The sequence below is a fragment of the Sorangium sp. So ce394 genome, from assembly GCF_051474665.1.
In the GTDB taxonomy this organism is placed as follows: Bacteria; Myxococcota_A; Polyangia; order Polyangiales; family Polyangiaceae; genus Sorangium; species Sorangium cellulosum_D.
Genome location: NZ_CP150339.1, coordinates 50,394 through 73,647 on the forward strand (window position 1 = coordinate 50,394; position 23,254 = coordinate 73,647).

At 73.0% G+C, this 23,254-nt stretch carries 17 protein-coding genes; 3 read left to right on the forward strand and 14 right to left on the reverse strand.

What is annotated here, in order from left to right; genetic code table 11:
• Positions 1 to 11 precede the first annotated feature (11 nt).
• Together WMF33_RS00185 and pgeF are read right to left on the reverse strand one after the other, a co-directional pair.
• On the reverse strand, positions 12 to 1,274 hold the full coding sequence (locus WMF33_RS00185; RefSeq protein WP_020464746.1) for a bifunctional nucleoside/nucleotide kinase/histidine phosphatase family protein: 1,263 nt from the start codon (positions 1,272 to 1,274) through the stop codon (positions 12 to 14).
• Positions 1,275 to 1,283: 9 nt separating this feature from the next.
• Positions 1,284 to 2,108: a peptidoglycan editing factor PgeF gene (gene pgeF / locus WMF33_RS00190; RefSeq protein ID WP_437335230.1), complete on the reverse strand. Its 825-nt coding sequence runs from the start codon at positions 2,106 to 2,108 to the stop codon at positions 1,284 to 1,286.
• A gap of 74 nt (positions 2,109 to 2,182) precedes the next feature.
• On the opposite strand from pgeF, the gene WMF33_RS00195 reads away from it, so the two are divergent.
• Both WMF33_RS00195 and WMF33_RS00200 read left to right on the forward strand, forming a co-directional pair.
• Positions 2,183 to 3,370: a serine/threonine-protein kinase gene (locus WMF33_RS00195; RefSeq protein WP_437335231.1), complete on the forward strand. Its 1,188-nt coding sequence runs from the start codon at positions 2,183 to 2,185 to the stop codon at positions 3,368 to 3,370.
• Between the two features lie 420 nt (positions 3,371 to 3,790).
• Entirely contained in the window at positions 3,791 to 6,424 is a 2,634-nt protein-coding gene (locus WMF33_RS00200) for a penicillin-binding protein 1A (RefSeq protein WP_437335232.1), read from the forward strand.
• Between the two features lie 54 nt (positions 6,425 to 6,478).
• Here WMF33_RS00200 and WMF33_RS00205 read toward each other — a convergent pair whose 3' ends face one another.
• The 12 genes from WMF33_RS00205 to WMF33_RS00260 all read right to left on the reverse strand — a co-directional run bounded on the left by WMF33_RS00205 (position 6,479) and on the right by WMF33_RS00260 (position 20,524).
• Positions 6,479 to 7,801 carry an alkaline phosphatase PhoX gene (locus WMF33_RS00205; RefSeq protein ID WP_437335233.1) on the reverse strand — a complete coding sequence of 441 codons (1,323 nt, stop codon included), beginning with the start codon at positions 7,799 to 7,801 and terminating at the stop codon, positions 6,479 to 6,481.
• Positions 7,802 to 7,958: 157 nt separating this feature from the next.
• On the reverse strand, positions 7,959 to 8,666 hold the full coding sequence (locus tag WMF33_RS00210; RefSeq protein WP_437335234.1) for a hypothetical protein: 708 nt from the start codon (positions 8,664 to 8,666) through the stop codon (positions 7,959 to 7,961).
• Positions 8,667 to 8,894: 228 nt separating this feature from the next.
• The gene (locus tag WMF33_RS00215) at positions 8,895 to 10,076 is read right to left on the reverse strand and encodes a zinc-dependent alcohol dehydrogenase (RefSeq protein ID WP_437335235.1); all 1,182 of its coding nucleotides are present in this window, start codon (positions 10,074 to 10,076) and stop codon (positions 8,895 to 8,897) included.
• Positions 10,077 to 10,080: 4 nt separating this feature from the next.
• A complete protein-coding gene (locus tag WMF33_RS00220) occupies positions 10,081 to 10,899 on the reverse strand; it encodes an SRPBCC family protein (RefSeq protein WP_437335236.1) in 819 nt (272 codons plus the stop codon).
• 73 nt (positions 10,900 to 10,972) lie between these two features.
• Positions 10,973 to 11,986, reverse strand: a complete 1,014-nt coding sequence (locus WMF33_RS00225) for a tetratricopeptide repeat protein (protein ID WP_437335237.1) — start codon at positions 11,984 to 11,986, stop codon at positions 10,973 to 10,975.
• On the reverse strand, positions 11,973 to 13,373 hold the full coding sequence (locus WMF33_RS00230) for a serine/threonine-protein kinase (RefSeq protein WP_437335238.1): 1,401 nt from the start codon (positions 13,371 to 13,373) through the stop codon (positions 11,973 to 11,975). The genes WMF33_RS00225 and WMF33_RS00230 overlap by 14 nt, the downstream gene beginning before the upstream one ends.
• Before the next feature lie 107 nt (positions 13,374 to 13,480).
• Complete coding sequence (locus tag WMF33_RS00235; protein ID WP_437335239.1) at positions 13,481 to 14,473, reverse strand: M14 family metallopeptidase; 993 nt, start codon at positions 14,471 to 14,473, stop codon at positions 13,481 to 13,483.
• Positions 14,474 to 14,611: 138 nt separating this feature from the next.
• Entirely contained in the window at positions 14,612 to 15,580 is a 969-nt protein-coding gene (gene speB / locus WMF33_RS00240) for an agmatinase (protein WP_437335240.1), read from the reverse strand.
• A gap of 8 nt (positions 15,581 to 15,588) precedes the next feature.
• A complete protein-coding gene (locus WMF33_RS00245) occupies positions 15,589 to 16,368 on the reverse strand; it encodes a lysophospholipid acyltransferase family protein (RefSeq protein ID WP_437335241.1) in 780 nt (259 codons plus the stop codon).
• Positions 16,369 to 16,382: 14 nt separating this feature from the next.
• Positions 16,383 to 16,940, reverse strand: a complete 558-nt coding sequence (locus tag WMF33_RS00250; protein WP_061622093.1) for a GNAT family N-acetyltransferase — start codon at positions 16,938 to 16,940, stop codon at positions 16,383 to 16,385.
• Positions 16,941 to 17,104: 164 nt separating this feature from the next.
• Positions 17,105 to 18,085 carry an SDR family oxidoreductase gene (locus tag WMF33_RS00255; RefSeq protein WP_061622094.1) on the reverse strand — a complete coding sequence of 327 codons (981 nt, stop codon included), beginning with the start codon at positions 18,083 to 18,085 and terminating at the stop codon, positions 17,105 to 17,107.
• A gap of 171 nt (positions 18,086 to 18,256) precedes the next feature.
• Positions 18,257 to 20,524 carry a DUF2169 family type VI secretion system accessory protein gene (locus tag WMF33_RS00260; RefSeq protein WP_437335242.1) on the reverse strand — a complete coding sequence of 756 codons (2,268 nt, stop codon included), beginning with the start codon at positions 20,522 to 20,524 and terminating at the stop codon, positions 18,257 to 18,259.
• 461 nt (positions 20,525 to 20,985) lie between these two features.
• Between WMF33_RS00260 and WMF33_RS00265 the strand changes: the two genes are divergently transcribed.
• Entirely contained in the window at positions 20,986 to 23,232 is a 2,247-nt protein-coding gene (locus WMF33_RS00265; RefSeq protein WP_437335243.1) for a type VI secretion system Vgr family protein, read from the forward strand.
• Positions 23,233 to 23,254: the final 22 nt, after the last annotated feature.

Consider the following 23,254-nt stretch of genomic DNA (forward strand, 5'->3'; position numbering starts at 1 on the left):
CGCCGGGAGGATCAGGGGTGCGCGGTGCTCGAGTCGCCGCCCTGGACCGCGGGCGCGAGCTGGAAGCGCCGCTCCTCGCACGCGTACGCGGTGGGGGTCAGCTCGATGACGGTGTGCAGCGGGATCGGCAGCGTCGGGCACGAGGGCGCGGGGCGATCCACGAGGTAGGCGTAGAGCGCGCGCAGCACCGCCTGGTGGCCGATCACGAGCACGGGCGAGCGCTGGCGCTCGAGCTGGATGATCAGCGGGTCGAGGCGCTGGATGACGTCCTCGTACGACTCGCCGCGCGGGTAGCGGTAGCGGAACTTGTCGGCCGCGCGCGCGTGGAAGACCTCGGGCATCTGCTGGCGGATCTCCTCGTAGGTCATGCCCTCGCAGACGCCCGCGTCGATCTCGTCGAGGGCGCGCCACGCGACGTGGTTCTGCGTCATCGGGCGCGCGGTCTGGATGGTGCGGCGCAGGGTGCTCGTCCAGACGTTGACGTGCTCGTCGCCGGCCCGCTCGCGGATGAAGACGCCGAGGTTCTTCGCGTACTCCTCGCCGCGCGCGCTGAGGTCCGAGTCGCCGCCGAGCAGCCCCTTCTCGTTGAACACGCTCTCGCCGTGGCGGGTCAGCCAGATCGGGTGCGGCGTGAGGTGCATGTTCATCAACAGCGGGACGAGCCGCGCCGGCAGGTAGCCGTGGATGCGGTTCAGCACGACCTGGCGGCCGACGTCGATGATCTTGATGTAGCTCTTCTCGGGCTCGCCGAGCGGCTCGTACGCGCGGGCGTAGTGCGCGATGCGCGCGCGGAAGTCGCGCAGCGCCGCCTCGGGATCGACGCCCTGGTAGTCGGGCGAGCGGAGCTTGGTCTCGCGGACGTTCGTCTCGATGATCGACTCGTCGTTGCAGATCGACTCGATGAAGACGACCGGGAAGCCGTGCGCCTGGCAGCGCTCGGTGACGAGGTTCCGGCGGGCGCGGGTGCTGTTGGTGGCGTCGTAGATCGCCACCTCGCCGCCGGAGCTGAGCCAGCCGATGAGGTCGTCGAGCGCCGTCATCGCCATGCCGAGCAGCGCCTGGCGGCCCTGGCTGTTGTCGGGGTCGAAGAACTGGTGCGGCTGCGCGGTGCCGAGGTGCGCGCGGCGGTAGTTGCCGACGTTGAAGAGCCGCGTGGGGTGGCCGAGCCACGAGAGGTACCGCGCGATCTTGCGGGCGATGGATGTCTTCCCCCGCGCGGGCAGGCCCACCATGGCGAGGACGATCGGCGACGAGTCGCGCGCGAGCGAGACCATGAGAGCGTTCTAGCCGATGACGGTACCGCCGGCGACGATGACGGAGAGCAGCCGGCCGCTCCGCTGTCCGTCGCGCCGGTACGAGAAGAAGCGGGCGGGGTCACACGCGGTGCACCCCCGGACGTCATCGACCGACGTTGCGTCGAGGCCGGACTCGGCGAGCTGGGCCTTGAGGATGCGGCGGACGTCGGCGTGCGGGCGCGCGCCGGGGGCGCCGCGGACGATGGCGGCGTCGCCGGCGCTGGAGCAGGCGGCGAGTTCGGCGGCGACGTCGTCGCCGATCTCGAAGCAGCAGGCCTCGATGTGCGGGCCGATCGCGGCGACGAGATCGGCGCCGGGGCCGGCGAGCGACCTGAGCGCGCGGGCCGCCTCGACCACGACCCGGAGCGCGGTGCCGCGCCAGCCGCTGTGGACCGCGGCGACGGCGCCGCTCCGGCGATCGGCGAGGAGGATCGGGGCGCAGTCGGCGCTGCGGACGCCGCAGCCGACCCCGGGCACGCGCGAGAGGGTCACGTCGCCGACCGCGCGGACGACCTCGTCGCGATCCTCGTCGCCGGTGAGGACGCGCGCCGCCACGCCGTGGACCTGGCTGAGGTAGTAGAGCCGCGCCGCCGGGATGCCGAGGCGCCGCGCGGCGCGCTCCAGGTTCTCGCGGACGGCGCCGGGGTCGTCGCCGAGGGCGATGGCGAAGCTCAGGGTGTCCCACGGGGGGGCGCTGACGCCGCCGCGCCGGGTGAAAAAGGCGTGCGAGAAGCCGGCGGCGGCGAGGAGGGGGCTCTCGAGCGCCTCGGCCGCCCCGGGGGCGTCGGTTTTTACGGTCATTTTCGGTGCCACGACGGATCCGATGCATCCGCTGCTTCGGTCATAGACGATACGGGTGGGTTGCGTGGTATTTTCCGGCTCCACGCATGGCCGCCGGTCCGGACCCGAACATCGGTCGAGATCTGCTCGGGGGGCAGTTCCAGATTCTTCAGAAGATCGGCTCCGGCGGCATGGGGTCGGTCTACAAGGCCGCCCAGCCGGCGATGAACCGGATGGTGGCGGTGAAGATCCTCCACCCCAAGCTCGCGAACCGAAAGGATCTCGTCTCTCGCTTCCGCCGCGAGGCGCGGGCGATGAGCCACCTCACCCACCCGAACACGGTGAAGGTGCTGCTCTACGGCGAGCTCGAGGACGGCTCGCTGTACATCGTGATGGAGTACCTGGAGGGCAAGAACCTGAACCAGGTGGTCCGCAAGGAAGGGCCGCTGCCCGTCGAGCGCGCGATCCCGATCCTGATCCAGGTCTGCGGCGCCCTGCAGGAGGCGCACATCCAGGGGATCGTGCACCGCGATCTCAAGCCCGAGAACATCTTCCTGTCGACCAACGGCGGGCTGAAGGACTACCCGAAGGTGCTCGACTTCGGCCTCGCGAAGGTGACGGAGCGCGAGCTCCGGCCGGGGTCGGTGATGCTCACGCAGGAGGGCATGGTCTTCGGGACGCCGGAGTTCATGTCGCCCGAGCAGGCGCAGGGCAAGGTGCTCGACGCGCGCAGCGACATCTACTCGCTCGCGACGATCCTGTACGAGGTGCTCACGGGCAAGCTGCCGTTCGAGGCGCGGACGCCCATGGAGTACATCCAGCACCACGTGACCCGGAACCCGATCCCGCTCGACGAGCGCGTGCCCGGCAAGCAGTTCCCGCCGGGGCTCGGGGTGGTGCTCGCCAAGGCGCTCGAGAAGCGGCCCGAGGATCGGTTCGAGTCGGCCGCGGAGTTCGCCGACGCGCTCAAGCCGTTCGCGGGCGGCGCGGGCAAGGGGTACACGGCGATGATGCCGAAGAGCGCCAACGCGGTGCTCGAGCAGGCGGCAAAACAGCACGCCGCCGCGCTCCAGGCGAGCAAGTCGCCCGCGTCGTCGCCGTTCAAGTCGCCGGCGAAGACGGTGAAGATGGTCCAGCAGCCGCCGGCGCCCGCCGTGAGGCCGGCGCCCGCGCCGCTCGCCAAGGCGCCGGCCAAGGCGGAGGCCAAGCCGCTGCTCCTCGTCGGCATCGCAGCGGGGTGCCTGATCGCCGGCATCCTGATCACCATCGTGGCGATGCGGCTGTTCCAGGGCTGAGCCCCCGCGGCCGCGCCCTGAAACGAGGCGTGCCACCGCGGGCGTGCTAGCGTCGCCGCTCCGGCGCGCCGGGCGCTCTGGATGCGCATCGCATGCGCCAGCGTTCACGGGGACGACGTCATGGCCTCGGAGCAATCAGGGAACCCAGGGGGAAACGACAACGATCCGGCCAGGAGGGCCGATCCGCCGCGGCATGCATCGGAGCCGCCGCGGCGTGCGTCGGAGCCGCCGCGGCGTGCGTCGGAGCCGCCGCGGCAGGTGTCGGAGCCGCAGTGGCGGGCGTCGGAGCCGCCGCGGCGTGCGTCGGAGCCGCAGTGGCGGGCGTCGGAGCCGCCGCGGCAGGTGTCGGAGCCGCCGCAGCGTGCGTCGGAGCCGCCGCGGCGGGCTTCGGAGCCGCCCGCGCGGAGATCCAGCGCGCCGGTGCGAGGGAGCGAACCGCCGCAACGGATCAGCTCGGCGGCGCGCACGGCGAGCGCGCCGCGCCTCGAGGGCCCGCCGCCGGCGCCGCCGGACGACGCGGCCGGACAGGACCGGGGCGCCAGGATCGCCACCTGGGCGAAGCGCATCGGGATCGCGCTCGCGGCGCTGCTCGTCCTCGCCGCCGCGAGCGTCGTGCTCGTCGTCCGGCACTACGAGGCGGATCTCCCCTCGACCCGCGAGCTCAAGGATTACCGGCCCCCGCAGGTGACGCGCATCCTCGCGCGCGACGGGACGCGCCTCGGCGAGCTCTTCACCGAGCGGCGCACCGTCGTGCGCATCGGCGAGATCCCGAACCAGGTGAAGCTCGCCACGCTCGCCGCCGAGGACGCGGGCTTCTACGAGCACGCGGGGTTGAACTACCTCGGCATGCTCCGCGCCCTCGCGGTGAACCTCCGCTCGACCCAGACCAGGCAGGGGGCGAGCACGATCACGCAGCAGGTCGTGAAGAACGTCCTGCTCACGCCGGACCGGACCTACAAGCGCAAGGCGCGCGAGATCATCCTGGCCCGCAGGATCGAGCAGGAGCTCACGAAGGACGAGATCCTGGAGCTCTACCTCAACAAGATCTACTTCGGCCACGGCCGCTACGGGGTCGAGGAGGCGAGCCGCTACTACTTCGGCAAGAGCGTGCGCGACGTGACGCTCGCCGAGGCCGCGCTGCTCGTCGCCGTCGTGAAGGGGCCGTCGGTGTACTCGCCCCGCGCGAACCTCGAGCGCGCCGTGGCGCGGCGCGACTTCGTGCTCGACCAGATGCACAGGAAGGGCTTCGCGGACGAGGTCCAGGTCGAGCAGGCGAAGCGGGAGCCGGTGGTGCTCGCCATCGAGACCGAGTCGCTCGCCGAGCTCGCGCCCGAGGTCGTCAGCGAGGCGCAGCGCGTGCTGCGCGAGGTCGTCGGGCCCGCCGCGCAGCAGGGCGGATACACGATCACGACCACGATCGATCCGGCGCTGCAGGCGGCGGCGCGCGCGGCCGTCCGCAAGAACCTCGACGCCTACGCGAAGCGGCACAAGCTGTTCGGCCCGCTCGCGCGGACCAAGAAGGAGCCGCCGCCCTTCGAGGGGACGCCGGCCGGCCACAAGGTCTTCCGGGGGGTCGTGACCGGCGCCGACGACGCCCGAGGCACGCTCTCGGTGCGCGTGGGCACGCTGGACGGCACGGTCGCGCTCCGCGGCGCGCAGCGGTACAACCCGAACGGGCTCGCGCCGAGCAAGTTCGCCGACGTCGACAAGGTGGTGCGCGTCAGCCTGATCGGGCCCGCGCCGGAGCCGGTCGTCGAGGCGGCCGCGACGGGGCAGGACGAGGACGAGGACGCCGCCGACGCAGAGGCGAGGCGCGCCGCGCCCGCAGGCAGCCCGGCGAAGCCCGCGGCCCCGGTGCCGCTGCGGCTCGAGCTCGGACCCGAGGGCGCGCTCGTCGCGATCGACGTGCGGACGCGCGAGATCGTCGCCCTGGTCGGCGGCTACGAGGCGGTGCGCGGCGGGCTCGACCGCGCGACGTTCGCGCGGCGGCAGCCGGGGTCGACGTTCAAGGCGTTCGTCTACGGCTACGGGATCCACGCGCGCACGCTGACGCCGTCGACGATCCTCGAGACGAACCCGCAGGCCGTCGCGGGGTACAAGCCGCAGAACCACGACGAGAGCGAGGGGCAGTCGCCCGCGCGGCTGCGCGAGGCGCTGGCGCACAGCGTGAACGTGGCCGCGGTGTCGGCGATGTCGCGCGTCGGCCCCTCGAACGTGGTCGCCTTCGCCGGCGCGCTCGGCATCCAGTCGAAGCTCGGCGCGGACCTGTCGCTCGCGCTCGGCGCCTACGAGGTCACGCCGCGCGAGATGGCGGCCGCGTACGCGAGCATCGCCGCGGGCGGCGTCTACGAGCCGCCGGTCCTGATCACGAAGATCGTCGGGCCGGGCGGGGCGGAGATCCCGCTGCCGCCGCGCCCCCCGGCGCGCCGCGTGATGGAGGAGCCGGAGGCGTACGTGCTCACGAGCCTGCTGACGTCCGTCGTGCAGACCGGGACCGCCAAGCAGGCGCGCTCGCTCGGGCGGCCGATCGCCGGCAAGACGGGGACGACGAACCAGTCGAAGGACACGTGGTTCGTCGGCTACTCGACCGACATCGCGTGCGCGGTGTGGACCGGCTACGACGACGCGGCGCCGCTCGGCAAGGGCGAGGCGGGCGCCACGGCGGCGCTGCCGGCGTTCGTGGATTTCATGAAGCAGGCGCACGCGAAGCGCCCGGTGGCCGACTTCCCGGTGCCGAGCGGCGTGGTGCGCGTGAAGATCGATCCGCAGACGGGCCTCCTCGCGCGCGAGGGGCAGGAAGACGCCGTCGAGGAGGTGTTCGTCGCCGGAACGGAGCCGGCCGAGGAGGCGCCGGTCCCCGAGGCGGACGCGGGCGCGGAGGCGGCCGACGCCGGAGCGCCGGAGGAGCTGCAGGGGGTCGTGCCGGCGCCGGGCGAGGGCCCGCGGCCGGCGGAGCCGGGGGCGGCAGCGCCGGGGACGGCGCCGGCCGAGTCGGAGCACGCGCCGGAGCCGGGTCCGCTGCCGACCGGCGAGACGGCGCCGCCGCCGTTCTGAGCGGCCGCTCGGGCCGGTCGGCGCTCTGTTCTACCTGGCGCTCTCCCCGGCGCTCTACCCCGGCGCCCCCGCCCGGGTCGGGCTGCCGGCGCCCGCGGCGATCTCGGGGAACGGGCCCGTGACGGCCAGCGTGAGGCCGTCTTCCTGCATGTTCACGAAGAGCGCCTTGCCGTCGGGCGAGAAGCACACGCCGGCGAGCTCGCTCGGGCTCCGCGCGTTGCGCGCGAAGTCGAAGATCTGCCCGTCCCTCGTCACGCCTCGCAGGTAGTTCCCCCGGCTGCCGTCCTCCGCCATGAAGAGCTCTCCCCAGGGGGCGACGGTGATGTTGTCGGGCGCGTCCAGCTCGTCCGTGCTCGTCGCGTGGGCGAGGACCTCGAGCGTGCCGCCGTCCCCGGCAGGGGTCAGCCGGAAGATCTGCCCGGCGCCGGCCGGGCCGCCGATCGTCGCGGAGACGTACACCACGCCCTGCGCGAGGCAGACGCCCTCCCCGCGCCGGAACAGCGCGGCCCCCTTGGCCTGCGCCTGCTTCCGGACCGTGTCGTCCCGCGGATCGGGATCGTCGATGTCCACCCACGCGATCTCGCGCGGCTCCCGCAGCGCCCAGCCCGAGGTGTCGGCCTTGCGGGCGCCGACGACGGCGAGCGCCTGCAGCTTGCCCTCGAACGGCGCCGCAGGATCCGCGGGCTTGAAGCGGTAGAAGCAGCCGTCCGCCCGATCCTCGGTCAGGTAAGCGATGTTCGTGGCGGGGTCGACGACCGCCGCTTCGTGGAAGAAGCGGCCGTATCCGGCGAGGCGCTGCGGCGGCGCCACCCTCGATGCGTTCGCCGCGCACACGAAGACATAGCCGTGGCGGGGGTCGACGTTCTCCTCGCACGTGAGCCAGCCCCAGGGGCTCGCGCCGCCGGCGCAGTTCCGGTTCGTTCCGGCGAGCACGAGGTTGCTCGAGCGGCGCTCGAGCGTCGCCGCGTCGACCACGAGCCTGGTGACGCCGCCCATGCTCGCCGCGTCGTACGCCTCCGCCGGCGCGCTCTGCCCGGCCCGGTAAGGCCCGATCTTCCGGTCGGCGGGCCCGTTCTCATGATTCCTGAGCAAGATCCACGTGTTGTCCGGCCCAGGAAAGCACCCCATCCCGTCCGGCCGGCCGGGCACCCGGTAGCCGTCGTCCATGTCGCCGCCGGCGCGCTCGAGGATCCGGTAGGCGAAGCCAACAGGGAGATCGAGGATGCCCGCGGGATCGGGGAGGAGCGGCCCGAACCGGCCGGCCGCGTTCTTCGTCCTCGGCCTCCGCGCGAAGATCAGGGAGAACGGCAGGGCCAGCGCCGCGGCCGCAGCCCCGCCGACGCGCAGGAACGATCGCCTCGGGACGCGTCGCTTCATGACGATGATCTATGTCGATCGGCCACCGCCCGAAAGCCGTCGGGGCCGAGCGCCGCGAGGCCGCCGTTCGGCCGATGCACGGAAACCATGCCGATCCGCGCGGGTGGACGCCTCGAGGCCGCGACAAGCTCGCCGGCACGCATGCCGCGGCGCGGTGTCACCCCGCTTGGCTTCCGTCGGGAACGGGACGGACCAGGATCTTCGAGGAAACGCGGCCCACGAGCCGCCGCAGGACCTGCTTCGCGCCGATCGCGCCGCCGGCGCCCACCGCGAAGACGAGCGGCGCCGCAGCGCCGCCGGTGACCGCGACGAGGCCCGCCGCGAGCAGCACGCCGGCGCCGGTCGCCACCGCGCCCGTCGAGGCCTCCTGGGCCGCGTGCACCATCGCCTCCTGCCTCGTCATCTCGCCGCGCTGGAAGGCCGTGACCCCCTCGTACGCGCCGAAGGCGCCGTCGATGACGAACCCGATCCCGGCCGCCTTGCCGGCGCCCTTCAGGATCTCCCGGCCCGCGGTCTTCATCACCTCGCGGGTCAGCGTCTTGGCCACCGCGGCCGACGCGCCGTCGGTGAGCGCCGCCTGGCCGGCCTGCCGCGCCGCCGCCTGAGCGACGAGCGCCCCCGCCTGCTTCCCGCCGTGATCCACGATGATCTTCGCCGTCGCCTGCGCCCCCACCGAGAGCCCCGGCGCGAACGCGTCCACGACCGCCGTGGTGTTCTCGACCATCGCGCGCCGCAGGCCCTCCCGCGCGCCCTCGTCGAGCAGCCCCTTGCCCGCCGCCGAGAACAGCGCCTCGGCCGCCCCGCGGACGGCGACCGCGCCGCTCCCTGCCACCGAACCAAGGATCTTGTTTCGTCGTGAGCTCATCTCGACCTCGCCGTCTGCGCGCGCCCCCGCCTCATCAAGGGGTAGCGCCCTGGGGCGGAAAGACAAGCTCAGCGCCGCGCGCTCCTTCCGTCGCTACGAGCGAGATCCGTTCCCGGCCGCCCCTGCGCAGATGCGCTCGGCCGGCGCCGCGCAGAGGCCGCGCTCGCCGGCCCGCAGGTCCACCGTCGCGGCGTCGATCGCGCCGTCGCCCGCGACGGCAGCGCCGACTCAGGCGCTCGCCGCCGGCGTGAAGACGGCGCGCACGCAGCCATCCTGCTTCTTCTTGAAGAGCTGGTATCCGCGCGGCCCCTCCTCGAGGCTCATCGGGTGCGTCACGAGGAAAGAGGGATCGATCTCGCCGCGCTCGAGGTGCTCGAGCAGGCGCGGGATGTAGCGCTGGCCGTGCTGCTGGCCCATCCGGAAGACCAGGCCCTTGTTCATCGCGGCGCCCATCGGGAACTTGTCGATATGCCCGCCGTAGACGCCGACGATCGACACCGTGCCGCCCTTGCGGCACGCCATGATCGCCTGGCGCAGCGCGATCGGGCGATCGGTCTCGAGCCGCATCGCCTGCTTGGCGCGGTCGTAGGCGTACTCGAGGCCTCGCCCGTGCGCCTCCATGCCGACCGCGTCGATGCAGGCGTCGGGGCCGCGGCCCCCCGTCATGTCGCGGAGCGCCTCGCGGACGTCCACCTCCTCGTAATTGAGCACCTCGGCGCGGCCGCGCTCGCTGGCCAGCCGGAGGCGCTCGGGGAGCCGGTCGATGGCGATGACCCGCTCCGCGCCGAGCAGGTACGCGCTGAGGATCGCCATCTGTCCTACGCCGCCGGCCCCCCACACCGCGATCACGTCGCCGGGGCGGATACCGCACATGTCCGCGGCCATGTAGCCCGTCGGCAAGGCGTCGGCCGCGAACACCGCGCGGTCGTCCGGGACCGCCTCGGGGACCTGGAAGGCGCCCTGATCGGCGAACGGGACGCGCACGTACTCGGCATGGCTGCCGGCGATGCCGCCAAAGGCGTGGCTATAGCCGAAGATGGCGGCGGTCGTGTCGCCAAAGGCCGCGTCGAGCACGGCGTGGCTCGGGTTCGAGTTGTCGCAGAGCGACCAGAGCGCGTGCTCGCAATAAAAGCAATGCCCGCAGCCGACGATCGAGCAGACGACGACGCGGTCGCCCTTCTTCAGCTTGCTCACGTCCGGGCCGACCTCGACGACCTCGCCGACGAACTCGTGCCCGAGGATGTCCCCCTTCTTCATCGTGGGCACATAGCCGTCGATGAGGTGCAGATCCGATCCGCATACGGACGACATCCGCACGCGGAGGATGGCGTCGTGCGGGGCGAGGATCCGCGGATCCGGCACCGTCTCGACGCGGAGATCGTTCACCCCGTTCCAGCAGAGCGCGCGCATGGCCTCACCTCCCCAGCACGGCCCCGCCCAGCACGGCCGATCTCCGGCCGCTGGGCTGTCCGTCGATCGTCGGTATCTCCCCGGCCTCCATCAGCTGCTTGAAGTGGCGGAGGTCGTCCCTGAGCTGCTGATCCGGCTCCTCGCCGAAGACCTTCGCGATCGCCCGGCCGAGCGCGCCGGCCGGCGCCTTGTAGTCGATCGTCACGCGGACCTCGGTGCCGCGGCCGCCCGGCGCCGGGACGAACCGGACCGAGCCCGCGTTCTCGATGTCCGCCGGCTCGCAGGAGCGCCACGCGATGAGCTCGTTCTCCCGGTCCTCGACGATCTCGGCCCGCCACGACACCGAGCCGCCGCCGGGCGCCCTCGCCGCCCACCGCGAGCGGCGATCGTCGATGACCTCGACCTCGGCGAGGTGCTCCATGAAGCGCGGTAAGTTCCCGAAATTGCGCCAGAATCTGTAGAGCTCGTCCGCGGGCTTCGCGACGGTCACGGCGCGCGCGACGCGCGTCGACGCCGGGGCCAGCGCGCCGAACAGGCGGCCGACGCGCTGGCCGGCGCGCAGGAGCCGCGCGCGGGGTGGAGCGCGATCGTCGGGCGCGCCCGCGGCGCCGCGGCGGCCCGAGACGCCGTGCTGGATCAGCGCCCCGCCCGCGAGCGCGAGGACCAGGCCGGGCACGCTGCGGCGGGCGAGCCCGTACGCCACGAGGGCGCTGCCGCCGATCGTGGAGACCAGGCGCTCCGCCCTGCCCGCTGTTCTGCCCGCCCCGGCCTGGTCGCGCTCGGCCAGCGGCGGCACCTCGGAGATCGGTTCGAGCATCGTCATGACACCCCTCCTCGCAACCTGGGCCGCAGCCCGGGTTCGCGGCGAGATCAGGCAAGGCGCGCGCCTGACCCGATCAGAAGCGCACGAGGAGGCGGGAGCCGAGGCCGGCCGGCGACGGCGTGAGGGAGAGCTCCGCCACGGGAGGCTTGCCAGGCGCCGGCGAGGCGGCCTCGGAGGGGCTCAGCAGGAGCAGCGTGACGCCGGCGCCGATGCCGACCAGCCCGACGCCGGCGAAGACGCCCGCGAGCGTCGTGGCGGTCTTCCCCCTGTCGTAGTCCCCCTGCAGCGATCGTGGGCACACGTAGCCCCCGCCGCCGGCTGGGGAGCACCCGTCCTCGACCTTGGACAGCGCGCTGGCGCGCACGGCGAGCGCCACCGCGGTCGCGATCGCGCCCGCGCCGCCCACGCCGAGCGCGATGTAGCCGCCCGTGCGGACGCCGCTGGACGACGGCGGCGCGGGCGCGGTGTCCGGGGGGCGCGCGTCGCGCGCCGGGAGCGGCGCGGGCACGGTGAGCGTCACGTCCCGGCTCGCGCCCGGCGTGAGCTCGACGCGCTCCAGGATCGGCGCGGCGCCGCCGTAGAAGAGCTCGACCGTGTGGGCGCCGAGATCGCGCTCGAGCGCGACGCCGAGGAGCCTCGGATCGAGCGGCTTGCCGTCCAGCACCACCTGCACCGGCGACCGCCCCTCGGCGCCGTGCAGGCGGACGGTCAACGTCCCGACCTTGTTGCCGAGCGCCCGGTACCGGAGCTCGGCGTCCTCGCTCCACCCGGCGTACTTCGCTTCGTTCGACTGGAGCGCGGCGCGCCGGAGATCCCACCAGTCGCGCCGCGCCGAGGCGTAGCGGCCCATCTCCTCCTCGCACTCGGCGATGTTCCGCAGCGCGCCGAGCCCCTCCGGGTAGATCTCCAGCGCGCTCCGGAAGGCGATGACCGCCTGCTCGCACTGGCCGGCGCTCCGCAGCTCGCGCCCGCGCGCGAACAGCGTCTTCGCGTCCTCCTCGGCGCCGATGGCGAGGGCCGGCGCCGGCGCGGCCGCGAGCAAGGCGGCGCCGCACAGCGTGATGAGCTGTCGCTCAAAGGATCTCACTCTTGTCGATCTCCTTGCGGCGCCGGGGAACGGTGGGCGGCGCGGGCTTGGCGGTCGCGGTGGCGCGGGGAGCGCCGCCTTCCGCCCCAGGACGCGGCTGGACCCCGCGCGGCCGCGCGGACGCGGTCGCCGCGGCGGAGGGCGCGGGCTCGCCCGCGGGCTCGCCCGCCGGGGCGACGGCGACCGGCGGCGCCGTCGCGGCGGGCGGCGGGGGCGGGGGCGGGCGCAGCGCGAGCTCCTGGAGCGCGCCGCGCACGCCGGGGGACAGGTGCCGCGCCGCCTCCGGCTCGGCGCGCGGGCCGCCGAGCAGGCGCCACGCGAGCGCGGTGGCGCCCGCGAGCGTGCCCAGGGAGGCGACCGCCACGGCGACGAGCGCCGCCGGCCGCCGCGCCGGCGAGGCCTTCACGGGCGCGGGCGGCGGTGCCGCGAGCGCGTCGCGGTAGGCCCGGACCATCTCGCGGATCGAGGTGAACCGCCGCACCGGCTCCTTCGCGAGGGCGCGCGAGAACCAGCCGTCGAGCCCCCGGGGGAGCGACCGCCGGACCTCGGTGGCCGGCTCGAAATCGCGGGTGCTGACCGCCACGATGAGCTCGGCGATGGTGTTGCCCTGGAACGGCGGCCAGTCGGTCAGCACCTCATAGGCGAGGACGCCGAGCGCCCACACGTCGGCCCGCGCGTCGACCGCGAGCGGCGAGGAGAGCTGCTCCGGGCTCATGTAGTTCGGCGAGCCCAGCATGACGTCGGCCTCCGTCTCGCGCGGCCGATCGAGGCCGAGATCGCCGTGCAGCGCCTTGGCGATGCCGAAATCGGCGACCTTCACCGTGAGCTCCGCGCCGGGATCGTCGAGGATCATCACGTTGGAGGGCTTCAGGTCGCGGTGCACGATGCCCATGTCGTGCGCGACGGTGAGCGCGTCCGCGATCTGATCGAGCATGTCCGCGAAGCGCCGCGGCTCGATCGGCCCCTTCTCGCGCACCTCGGCGAACAGCGTCCGACCCCGGATGTACTCCATCACGAGATACGGGATGTCGTCGTGCACGCCCGCGTCGTGGACGGCGACGATGTGCCGCGTGCGCGCGCCCAGGCGGGCCGAGATCTGGGCCTCGAACCGGAACCGCTCCAGGACGGTCCGGCTCCGCGTGGGGTCGCCGGTCAGCGAGACGCTGAGGAACTTGATGGCGAGCTCGGTCTTGAGCGTGACGTGGACCGCGAGCCAGACCTCGGCCATGCCCCCGCGCCCGAGCGGCCGGACCAGCCGGTACTTGCCGTCGACGATCTCGTCGGCCTCGTGCTGCCAGATGTCGGACTCGTCCGCGCCGGGCGCGCGCTCCGCCGCGCTAAGGCTGACCCTGACGGTCGTCGGCAGGCGGGGCGAGTCAGCGTCCACACGCGAAGGATAGTGGATGCCGCGTGCGAGACTGGCACTTTTTGTCCGCCGGCGTCCGGCCGGTGTGGGCGGCGGTCAGCCGGGTGGCGGCCGCGCGCGCGGGCGCATCACTCGGCGGCGTCGGCGAACAGCTCCGCCGGCGGCTCCTCGAGGCGCGGCGGCGCGTGCGGGGCCGCCCGACCCACGCCGCGGTCGAGCGCGTCGCCGAGGAGCGCGCCCACGCCGGGGACGACGTTCTCGATCGCCGCGTCGGCCTCGAGCGGGTTGAGCCACCAGAACGGATTGAGCAGCCGGCGGAAATCGCGGAACGAGCGCGCGGGGCGGCTGACCTCCACGGTGAAGGCGAGCGTCCCCAGGTTGGCGTCGAGCCAGTCGTCCATGTCGCCGACCGTGGGGTACCAGTGCGCCGCCTGCCGGATCTCGTACGGCTCGCGCGGCAGCGCGCGGCAGAAGGCGTCGCCGAGCGCGCGGTACAGCGAGGCGCGCGGGTTCGGCGCGCCGGTGTGCGCCCAGGGGTAGAGCAGGAGGTTGCCGCAGCTGTGAAAGCCGAGCGCGAGCGCGGGCCGCGTCTCCAGCGCGACGTCGCGCAGCGCGCGCGACTCGGGCTCCGAGAACGCGTGCGGCCCGGTGTAATGCGGCGACCACCGGAGCCGCGACCCCGCGAACGGGTGCAGCGGCCGCGACGCGGACAGCGGCGCGAAATTCCGGTTCAGATCCACGCCGCGGGCATTGCACCGCTGCGACGCCCATCTCTCGCCGCGGAGGCGCTCCAGGTTGTCGGCGAACGCGTCGGGGTTGACCACCGGCATCACGACCAGCCGCGCGTGCGCGGCGATGCTGCCCCGGCCGCCCGAGAGGAGCGACCGGACCGCGTCGAGCAGCGCGAGCCCGCCGATCACCTCGACCCCGTGCATGAGCGACGTCAGCAGGAACGTCGGGCCCAGCGGGTTGCCGAAGTCATACCGCCGCAACGGTCGTCCCTGGGAGGACGTCCCCACCGTCATTTCATGTCCGCCGTGCGCGCGCGCGAGGCGCGACCAGGCGGCGTCGAGCTGCGGGAGATCGGCGTAACGACCGGAAAGATCGGGCGAGCGTGTCATCCCAGTGTCTCTTATGTGACACCGGAATGGCGATGGGCGCCAGCGGATTGAGGCGCCGCGCGGCGCGGCGGGGCGGCATTTCTCTCGTCGTCTTCACGTCCGCCGTCCGCGTCCGCGCTCGCCGAGATCAGGTGTGCGTCACCCGAGCGGCCGGTTGGCCTTCCTCGTCGCGAGCAGGGCGAGGCCCTCGAACAGGAGGTGCGCGCCGAGGTGAAGGGTGATGTCGGCGTGGTCGAGCGCGGGGCACACCTCGACGAGATCCATGCCGACGAGGTTGATCCCCGCGAGGCCGCGGAGCAGCTGGATCGCGTCGCGCGAGGTGAGCCCGCCGGGCACGGGCGTGCCGGTGCCCGGGGCGTAGGCGGGGTCGATGCCGTCGATGTCGAACGAGAGGTAGACGGGCGCGTCGCCGGCGGCGGCGCGGATGGCGGCCGCGATCGTGGAGGCGCCGTCCCGGTCGATCCGGTCCATGCCGTACAGGGTCGCCCCGGCGTGCGCCGCGAAGGCGCCCTCCTCCGGGTGGCCCCAGGTCGCGCGGATGCCGATCTGGTGGAGCGCGCCCCGGCCGATCAGCCCCTCGTCGATGGCGTTGCGGAACGGCGTGCCGTGGTGGAACGGCTCGCCCCACACCTCCGCCGTGCTCGTGTCGAGGTGGGCGTCCACGTGGACGACCGTGACGGGGCCGTGCCGTCGCGCGAGCGCGCGGAGCACCGGGAGCGCGATGGAGTGGTCGCCGCCGACGACGAACGGCACCGCGCCGGCGGCGAGCACCTCGTCGACCGAGGCCTGGACCAGCTCGCGCACGGACTCGGCGTGGAACGGGGGAAATGGCACGTTGCCGCCGTCGAGCACGCGGAGCGCGCGGAACACGTCGACGCCGTGGCCGGGGTGATAGGACTGCACGAGGGCGCTCACGCGGCGCAGCTCGTAGGGCGCGAACCGGGCGCCCGGGCGGTAGGTGACGCTCCCGTCCCACGGGACGCCGAGGAGCACGGCGTCGGCGCCGGCGTAGGCCGACGCGCCGGCTTCCTGGAAGCTCGCGGTCGGGAGGCGGAAGAAGGGAGTCTGCCCGTGCCGCAGGTACGCGGCGGCTCGTTGTTGCGACATGAGATCTCCTAAAGGCTCAAGAGGTCCAGGATCACGGCGCGGGCGCGCTCCGCGAGCTCGGCCGCGCCGCCGTGATCGCCGAGCGGGGGGCCGAAGGTGATGTGAGCGCTCGCCTCGCGGCGGCTGGAGAAGCGGAGATAATGGGGGACGAAGGTGTCGTCGCCCGCCCAGCAGAGCTCCGGGGCATCGTAGGTGATCGCCGCAGGCACGATGGGGACGCCCGCGATCCGGGCGAGGCCGAAGATGCCTTTGCGGAAGGGGAGGACCTCCTCGCCGCGCGTCGTGGAGCCCTCCGGGAAATTCAGCACCGGGACGCCGTGGCAGAGGGCGCGGAGCGCCGACCGGAGCACGCGCGCCCCGCTCGCCGGGCGCCGCCGGTCGACGAGCAGCACGCCGAGATCGCGCGCGCGCTCGCCGACGATCGGCCAGCCGCCGATCTCCTGCTTGGCGATGGCGGTGCAGGGGGTGAGCGAGGCGAGGGCGATCGGGTCGAGGTAGCTGACGTGGTTGGCCACGATCACGAACGGCGGCGCGGGGAGCGCGCCGGTCACGCGGACGCGCAGGGCGTGCAGCGCGCAGAGCTCCCCGGCGATCGCGTGCAGGAGGCGCGCCCGCTCGCGGTCGCGCGAGGCGGGCAGCTCGGGCAAGAGGCTGGTCCGGAACACGGTGTCGAGCGCGAGCCCCATCACGCCGGAGACCCGGCTGACGACGGAGAGCGCCTCGGTCCACGGCCAGTCGCCCGCCGCCCCGGGGCGGCGGGCGGCGTCCAGCGGAGCGGTGGTCGTCATGAGGTCCGTCCGCCTCAGGCCACCGCGGCGATGCCGCCGTCCGCCGCGCGCGGCTCCCTCGCCTCGGCGGCGCGATCGACGAGCCCGACCCGCTCGAAGCGGGCCCGGAGCGCCATGAACGCGTCGCGATCGATGCGCGAGATGATGCGCGGGTGTCCGGTGCCGTAGAAGTCGGGGCGGACCTCGATCTCCTTGGCGCCGAGCATGGCGTGGAGCGCCCGCGCGGCGTGGTTGTCCTCCTCGACGGTGAACCAGCACGACTCCGCCCAGCCGAGGATCGACCCGACGAACGCCCGGAGCAGCGTGTGCGTGGCGCGGGAGCCCTGGTACTCGGGCAGGACGGCGAGGGTCGTGCAATAGACCTCCTTGCCGCGCGCGAAGGAGAGCAGGTAGCCCGCGGGCTTGCCCGCGGCCTCGACCATGAAGCAAGAGTCCTTGAAGAAATCGCAGCAAAGACGGATGTAATACCGCCCGAGCTCGCCCTCGCCCGCGCTTCCGAAGAGCGCCGCCTCGAGGTCCATCAGCGTCGAAAAGTCATCGCTTCGGAGCGTGCGCGCCACATAACGGCTCATCGTTGCGCCTCCTTGATTCTCAGTGAATCGTTGGTCGGCGCGCAGCATGCCGACCGACGGTGGAGAACGCGTCACAGAATCCCCGAGGTTGGGAGGCACCCCGGGGACGACGGCGCGTCAGGACCGATGGGAGATCGCGTACGGAGGGTGCCAGATCGGCGAGCTCACCGTGGCTTGAGGCGCTCGAGCGCCGCGGACGGGATCTCGAGCGCGAGCCGGGCGGCGGCCCTCGCCGTGTCGAGGAGCGCGGCGAGGCGCGAGGCCGCGCGCCACCCGCCGGTCACGCCGGTCCAGCGCTTCATGGGCGAGAAGATGTTGCCGTCGGTGTGCGGCGCGGCGCGATCCAGGAAGGTCGCGCTCGTGATGTACGCCGCCAGCACCCGCTCGGTGAGGCCCGGGAAGGCGGTGTACGCCGCGGCGGTGACGCGGCCGCCGACGCCGACGTGCACCTCGCGCCGCGGCCGCTCGGCGAGGGAGACCATCGCGGCCGCGACCCGCTCGGGGTCGAGGACCGGCTGGATCGGCTGGACGGCGCGGCCGGTGTAGTTGCCGGCGTGCTGGTAGATCGGGGTGTCGACCGCCGCGGGCAAGAGGGAGCAGACGTGGATGTCCGGGGTGTTGACGAGCTCCTGCCTCAGGCAGGACGCGAGGCCGAGGACCCCGAATTTGGCGCTCACGTAGGCGCTCATCGTGGGCCCGCCGAACTTGCCGAGCGCGGAGACGTTGTTGACGAGCACGCCGGCGCCTTGCGCGCGGAAATAGGGCAGCGCGGCCCGCGCCCCGTGCACGTAGCCGAGCAGGTTCGTCTCGATGACCTGGCGGTAGGTCTCGTAGGGCGCCTCGTCGGCGCGCGCGTAGAGGAACACCGCGGCGTTGTTCACCCAGACGTCGATCCTGCCGAACACCTCGACCGCGGCGCGGGCGAGGGCCCGGACGGCGCACTCGTCCCGCACGTCCGTCGGGACGGCGAGCGCCCGCGCCCCGGCGCTGGCGCACTCGGCGGCGACCTCCTCGAGGGCCGACGCGTTCCGCGCGGCGACGACCACCCGCGCGCCGCGCCGCGCGAACGCGAGCGCCGCCGCCCTGCCGATCCCCGACGAAGCCCCGGTGATGACGACCACCGAATCGCGCACGCACTTCCGCATGACTGAACCCCTCCCGCGCGGTCTGTCCCGCACCGGGAGGGGAGCAACCCGCGGGCCACCCTGGCCCGGGGCGCGTCCAGGGATTCCGCGGCCGGCGCGCGGCGCGCGGCGCGCGGCGCCGGGAACGCCGCAACGGGACGCGCGCCGCGCCGGTCCGCCCACGCGCGCGACTCAAAGAGCTCCGCGCCTCGCGACCGAGCAAGCCCGCAGCGCGACGCCAGCGCTCTCCTGGTGCTCGGTGCGCATTCCGAGCGCGGCGATCATTCTCACTTGCATTCTTTGGAGACCCGGCAATTCCTTCCCCACCGCCTCAGGCCAGTACACAGGCACCTTCACGTGACCTCCGGTGGAAGAGAGCAGCGCCCGCAATCTCATCTGCCCCATCACCAGCCTTTTCTGAAAATGCCTGTGCTCGAGCAGCGCCCGCTCCGCGTGCGCCTCGATCGTCCTCGCCGGGACCACGCGATTCTGACCCAGCGCCTCGCGCAGCTGCCCCGTCAGCCCCTCCACCACGCTCGTCGCCCCCTGCACCCAGGGCATCTTGAAGACGTCGTGGATCGCCTCCACCGTTTCCTTCAGCTTCTTGTCCGCCATCACGAGCGGGCTCGCCGCGGCCACCAGCGCCTTCAGCGTCTCCACCTCATCGAACGGGAGCTCCAGCTCCCCGGCGACCAGCACGAGCGGCGGCACGAACGCCCCGTCCTCGCCCACGGCCTCCATCATCGCCTGCTCCAGGTCCTCCACCCGCATCGGCTGCCCGCGCGCGAGGATCGCCAGCACGTCCCGGCGATCCTTCGCCGACGGCCGCTTGCCCGGCGGCATGTCGTCGTCGAGCTCCTCGTCGTCGGGCCGCGGCTTCACGTCCGCGAGGATCTCCTTCCACGCCGGGTGCTTCCGGATCCTCGGCATCGCCGCGGGGCTGAACCAGAGCAGATCGACGATCTCACGCCCGCTGCGCCTCGGCGCGGGCGCGGGCGCGGGCGCGGCCGCCGCGGGGGTCGGCTCCGCCGGCGGCGACGCGGGGCTCCTCGAGCCAGGGCTCGATCCCGCCATGGATTCCACGACGGACTGTCCGATGGAAGGCCTCCCGCCCGCCTCCAGCCGGCTCCACGGCCCCGCCGTCGCAGGCCGGGCGATCGGCTCCGCCGGCGGCGGCAGCACCACGAGCGGCGGGGGCGCCGGGCTCACGGCGGGCGGCGCAGGCGGCGGCGCCGGCTCGGCGGTGTGCGGCGGGGGACCACCCGGCCGGAACGGCAACGCGGCGTCCCCCGGCCTCGACGCCGGCGGCGCGGGCGCCTGCCGCGGCTCGCCCCCGCCCTGGAACGGCATCACCGGCGCCACCGCCGCGCTGACCTTGTCCCCCAGCTGGAGCGTCCCCTCCGCGTCCTCTTCCACCCCGCGCTTCTCCGCCGCGCCCCTGGCCTCCGGCGGGGACGGCTTCGCCTCGTCGCCGGAGACCCGGCCGCCGGCGTCGCCCTCGAGCGTCACCGTGATGCGCCCCGCCTCGTTCGGATGCCTGAGCCCGATCCTTCCCCGCCAGACCACCGTGCACAGCCCACGATCGGCGTCGATCCACAGCGTGTCCGCGACGAGCGCCACCTCCTCGTGCTCCCCCGTGGCCCGGTGCGCGACCGCCCTCGGCCGGACGCCCGGCAGGTTCGTCACCAGGCGGGCGTGATCGGGGCTCAGGTTCTCGAGGATGATGTGCTCGTTGGGTCGGATCTGCTCCACCTGCTGGTCCAGGGGCGCCGCCAGGAAGTACACGGGATCGAGCCCCTCCGGCAGCGGCCGCTCTTCCCATCCGGGCTGCGGGAACTTCCCGGCCAGATGTCCGAGCCACGATGTTCGCCCTGGCCAGCTCCGCCCGATCGGGGCGAAGCACACCGGCGCGAACGTGTCCGACGGATTGACCACATGCATCCCGGGCGGCTGGAGGTTCGGGACCGTGACCCTGCCATACATGTCCGGGGGCGCGTCGAACCGCACGCCGACCGGGTTGCTCGTGTCGGGGCCGCCGGCGGCGCGCTCCCAGCAGAGAGGCATCTTCGTGAAGCCCTGTCCTTCGAGGAGCTGGCCGTCTCGCACCCGGAAGGCCCGGTCGCACCACACCTCGATCGACTTGTCGATGTCTCCGACCGCCACGCGGACCATCATCGATCGCATGGGACGCTTGCCCGGAGCGTACGCGTGCCCGACGAGCATCACGTCGGCGCGCGGTTTGTAGGGCACCCTGTCGCTCGGCGCGACGACGCTGCGCGCCGGATCGTCGTTCCAGTGCTTGTCCTCCTCGTTCGGCGCCTGCTGCTCCGCCGCGAGATACGACCTCCCAGGCACGAGCACGAACGTCGCTTTCGCGACGACGGTCTGCGCAGCCCTCCCGTCCTGCGACTGCCAGACGAACCCCGACGCCGGCAGCGGGCACAGCGACACCACGTCCATCGGACGCGAGCGTACGAGGATCGACCCGTAACTTTAAGACTTGAAATTCTACACGTCGCCTCCTCGTGCGTCGTCCCCCGGAGGGGACGCGAGGGGTGTGGCATCGTGGCCGCAGGGCGCCATTCTCGCTGCCACGCGCGAGCTTTGTGCGTGGCATGGTGTAATTTTGCAGATTCGATGATGTGGTGCTTCCGCCCCGCCATCGTCCACGGAGCGGCGCAGTGCGCACACCCTGGCATCGCCTCGCGTCCAACGACCCTCGACGCCGACCCTCTACGCCGAACGGACCGCGCACGGCCATCCAGCGCCGTTCGCCTGCACAGCAGGCCCTGGACAGTACACCAGATCTCGTGAGACGCTCCCCGGCGTATTCCCAGCCATGATTCGACTTGCCTGGTTCGACAGGAGCCTTGGACGCTCGCGAGCAGACGGAGCGGGCCGGAGCGCAGGAGGGCGCGAGGATGACGTTCGTGAAAAGCCATGGTGAGGATCCCTCGCAGGTGACCGCTGGTGGTTCGGCCAAGGGCGTCGGCAAGGCGGCCGGCGCCGCCGCGAGCCGCATCGGCGGAAAGAACCTCGAGGTCGAGGTCGCTTCGGGCGACGCGCTCGACGTGCGCAACTTCTCCGTACAAGAGCGGCTCTCGTCCCTGTTCGAGGTCAACCTGGTCGCGGTCTCGGACAACGCCAGCATCGACTTCGACGCCGTCGTGGGCCAGCCGGCGCGCTTCACGCTGCGCGCGGGCGCGCACGACAGGTCCTGGTCGGGCCTCTGCAACCACCTCGAGCAGGTGCGGGTCGAGCCGGGCGGGCTCTCGACCTACCAGCTCACCGTCGTGCCGACGATGTGGCTCCTCACGCAGCGGAAGAACTACCGCATGTTCCAGCACACCTCCGAGCCGGACATCGCGCTCAAGGTGCTCCAGGAGTGGGGCATCGAGCCCGAGGTGCGGATCGACGGCGGCGCCTACAAGAAGCGGAAATACCGCGTGCAATACGCGGAGTCGGACTTCGCGTTCGTGAGCCGGATGCTCGAGGACGCGGGCATCGCGTACGCGTTCGAGCAGAGCGGGGACGAGACGAAGCTCGTCCTGTCGGACGCGCCGCACGCGAACGTGAAGCGCGGGGCGCCGCTGATGTTCCTGGACGACGCGAGCCTCTTGCGCAGCCACGGCATCTCGTTCGTGACCGACGTCCGGATGGGCAAGCGCGTGCGGCCGGGGAAATACACGCTGCGGGACCACGACTATCGCCGGCCGCCGGGCTACAAGCTCGTGGGCAGCGCGTCGGGCGGGCAGGGGCTCGAGGCGAAGCTCGAGCGCTACCAGTACACGCCGGGCGCGTTCCTCTTCGGCACGGATCAGGGGGACGCGACGCCGAGCGCCGACGACAAGGGCAAGGCGCGCACCGACGAGAAGGAGGCGGCGAGCCTGGCGCAGCGGCGGCTCGACGCGAAGCGCGGCAGCGCCAAGGTGTGCACCTTCGAGACGAACGCCCATGACCTCGCGCCAGGGAGCGTGGTGAGCATCGCGGGGCATCCGCACGAGGCGCTCGCCGAGAGCCGGACGCTGCTCGTCGTCGAGTCGTCGATGAGCGGGACCCATCACGGCGAGTGGTCGCACCGGTGCAAGGCGCGGGGGACGGACATCCCCTTCCGGCCGGAGCTCGTGACGCCGAAGCCGAAGGTGAACGGGGTCGAGAGCGCGACCGTGGTGGGGCCGCCCGGGGAGGAGATCCACACGGACGAGTTCGGGCGGGTCCGGGTGCATTTCCACTGGGACCGCGAGAGCCAGATGGACGACAGCAGCTCGTGCTGGATCCACGTGAGCCAGTCGTGGGGAGGCGCCGGGTACGGCGGGGTGACCTTGCCGCGCGTCGGGCAGGAGGTCCTGGTGGACTTCCTGAGCGGGGACCCGGACCGGCCGGTCATCGTGGGACGGGTGTACACGAACCTGCAGAAGGTGCCGTACAAGCTGCCTGACAACAAGACGCAGAGCGGGTGGAGGAGCAACTCCACGGGCGGGACGGGCGGCTACAACGAGATCATGTTCGAGGACGCGGCGGGGAGGGAGCTCGTCAATGTCCAGGCGCAGAAGGACCTGAACAAGCTCGTCAAGAACAACGAGACGGAGACGACGGGCGTCGATCGGACGCGCACGGTCGGGCACGACGAGGCGATCACGGTGGGGAACGACCAGACGATCGCGGTTGGGAACAACCAGACGATCACGGTCGGGAAGGATCGGGCCGCGGCGATCGGCGTCCAGGACTCGACGCTCGTGGGCAAGAAGCACACGGTCACGATCGAGCAACCCGCCGAGCCGCCGCCGAAGATCCCGCCCACCGGGACGGTGATGACGGATCAGTTCATCTCGCAGACGACGGGGCGGTCCACGCTTACGATGAAAGGGCCGGACGTGAGCCTGACGGCCGAGGGGAGCGTGTCGATCAGCGCGGGCGCGAACATCAGCATGAGCGCGGGCGCGAACATCCAGATCACCGCCGGCTCGACGATCCAGACGTCGGCGGGCGTGACGATCGCGAACGCGGCGGGCGTGACGATCACGACCACGGCGGGCGCCGTCGTGGAGGTCAAGGCGGGCCAGCGCGCGACCGTGGACGCCGCGGCGGTGGAGGTCAACGGGGATACGGTCTTGATCGCGGCGTCGGGGGTGGTGGACATCGACGGCGAGTACATCGACCTCAACTGATCCGCCGCTGGACGGGCGCTGC

Excerpts from the sequence above, each read along its gene's own strand:
- WMF33_RS00185 (WP_020464746.1), bottom strand. The coding sequence starts at position 1,274 with ATGGTCTCGCTCGCGCGCGACTCGTCGCCGATCGTCCTCGCCATGGTG.
- WMF33_RS00195 (WP_437335231.1), top strand. The coding sequence starts at position 2,183 with ATGGCCGCCGGTCCGGACCCGAACATCGGTCGAGATCTGCTCGGGGGG.
- WMF33_RS00205 (WP_437335233.1), bottom strand. The coding sequence starts at position 7,801 with ATGAAGCGACGCGTCCCGAGGCGATCGTTCCTGCGCGTCGGCGGGGCT.
- WMF33_RS00210 (WP_437335234.1), bottom strand. The coding sequence starts at position 8,666 with ATGAGCTCACGACGAAACAAGATCCTTGGTTCGGTGGCAGGGAGCGGC.
- WMF33_RS00215 (WP_437335235.1), bottom strand. The coding sequence starts at position 10,076 with ATGCGCGCGCTCTGCTGGAACGGGGTGAACGATCTCCGCGTCGAGACG.
- WMF33_RS00220 (WP_437335236.1), bottom strand. The coding sequence starts at position 10,899 with ATGACGATGCTCGAACCGATCTCCGAGGTGCCGCCGCTGGCCGAGCGC.
- WMF33_RS00235 (WP_437335239.1), bottom strand. The coding sequence starts at position 14,473 with ATGACACGCTCGCCCGATCTTTCCGGTCGTTACGCCGATCTCCCGCAG.
- speB (WP_437335240.1), bottom strand. The coding sequence starts at position 15,580 with ATGTCGCAACAACGAGCCGCCGCGTACCTGCGGCACGGGCAGACTCCC.
- WMF33_RS00245 (WP_437335241.1), bottom strand. The coding sequence starts at position 16,368 with ATGACGACCACCGCTCCGCTGGACGCCGCCCGCCGCCCCGGGGCGGCG.
- WMF33_RS00250 (WP_061622093.1), bottom strand. The coding sequence starts at position 16,940 with ATGAGCCGTTATGTGGCGCGCACGCTCCGAAGCGATGACTTTTCGACG.
- WMF33_RS00255 (WP_061622094.1), bottom strand. The coding sequence starts at position 18,085 with ATGCGGAAGTGCGTGCGCGATTCGGTGGTCGTCATCACCGGGGCTTCG.
- WMF33_RS00260 (WP_437335242.1), bottom strand. The coding sequence starts at position 20,524 with ATGGACGTGGTGTCGCTGTGCCCGCTGCCGGCGTCGGGGTTCGTCTGG.
- WMF33_RS00265 (WP_437335243.1), top strand. The coding sequence starts at position 20,986 with ATGACGTTCGTGAAAAGCCATGGTGAGGATCCCTCGCAGGTGACCGCT.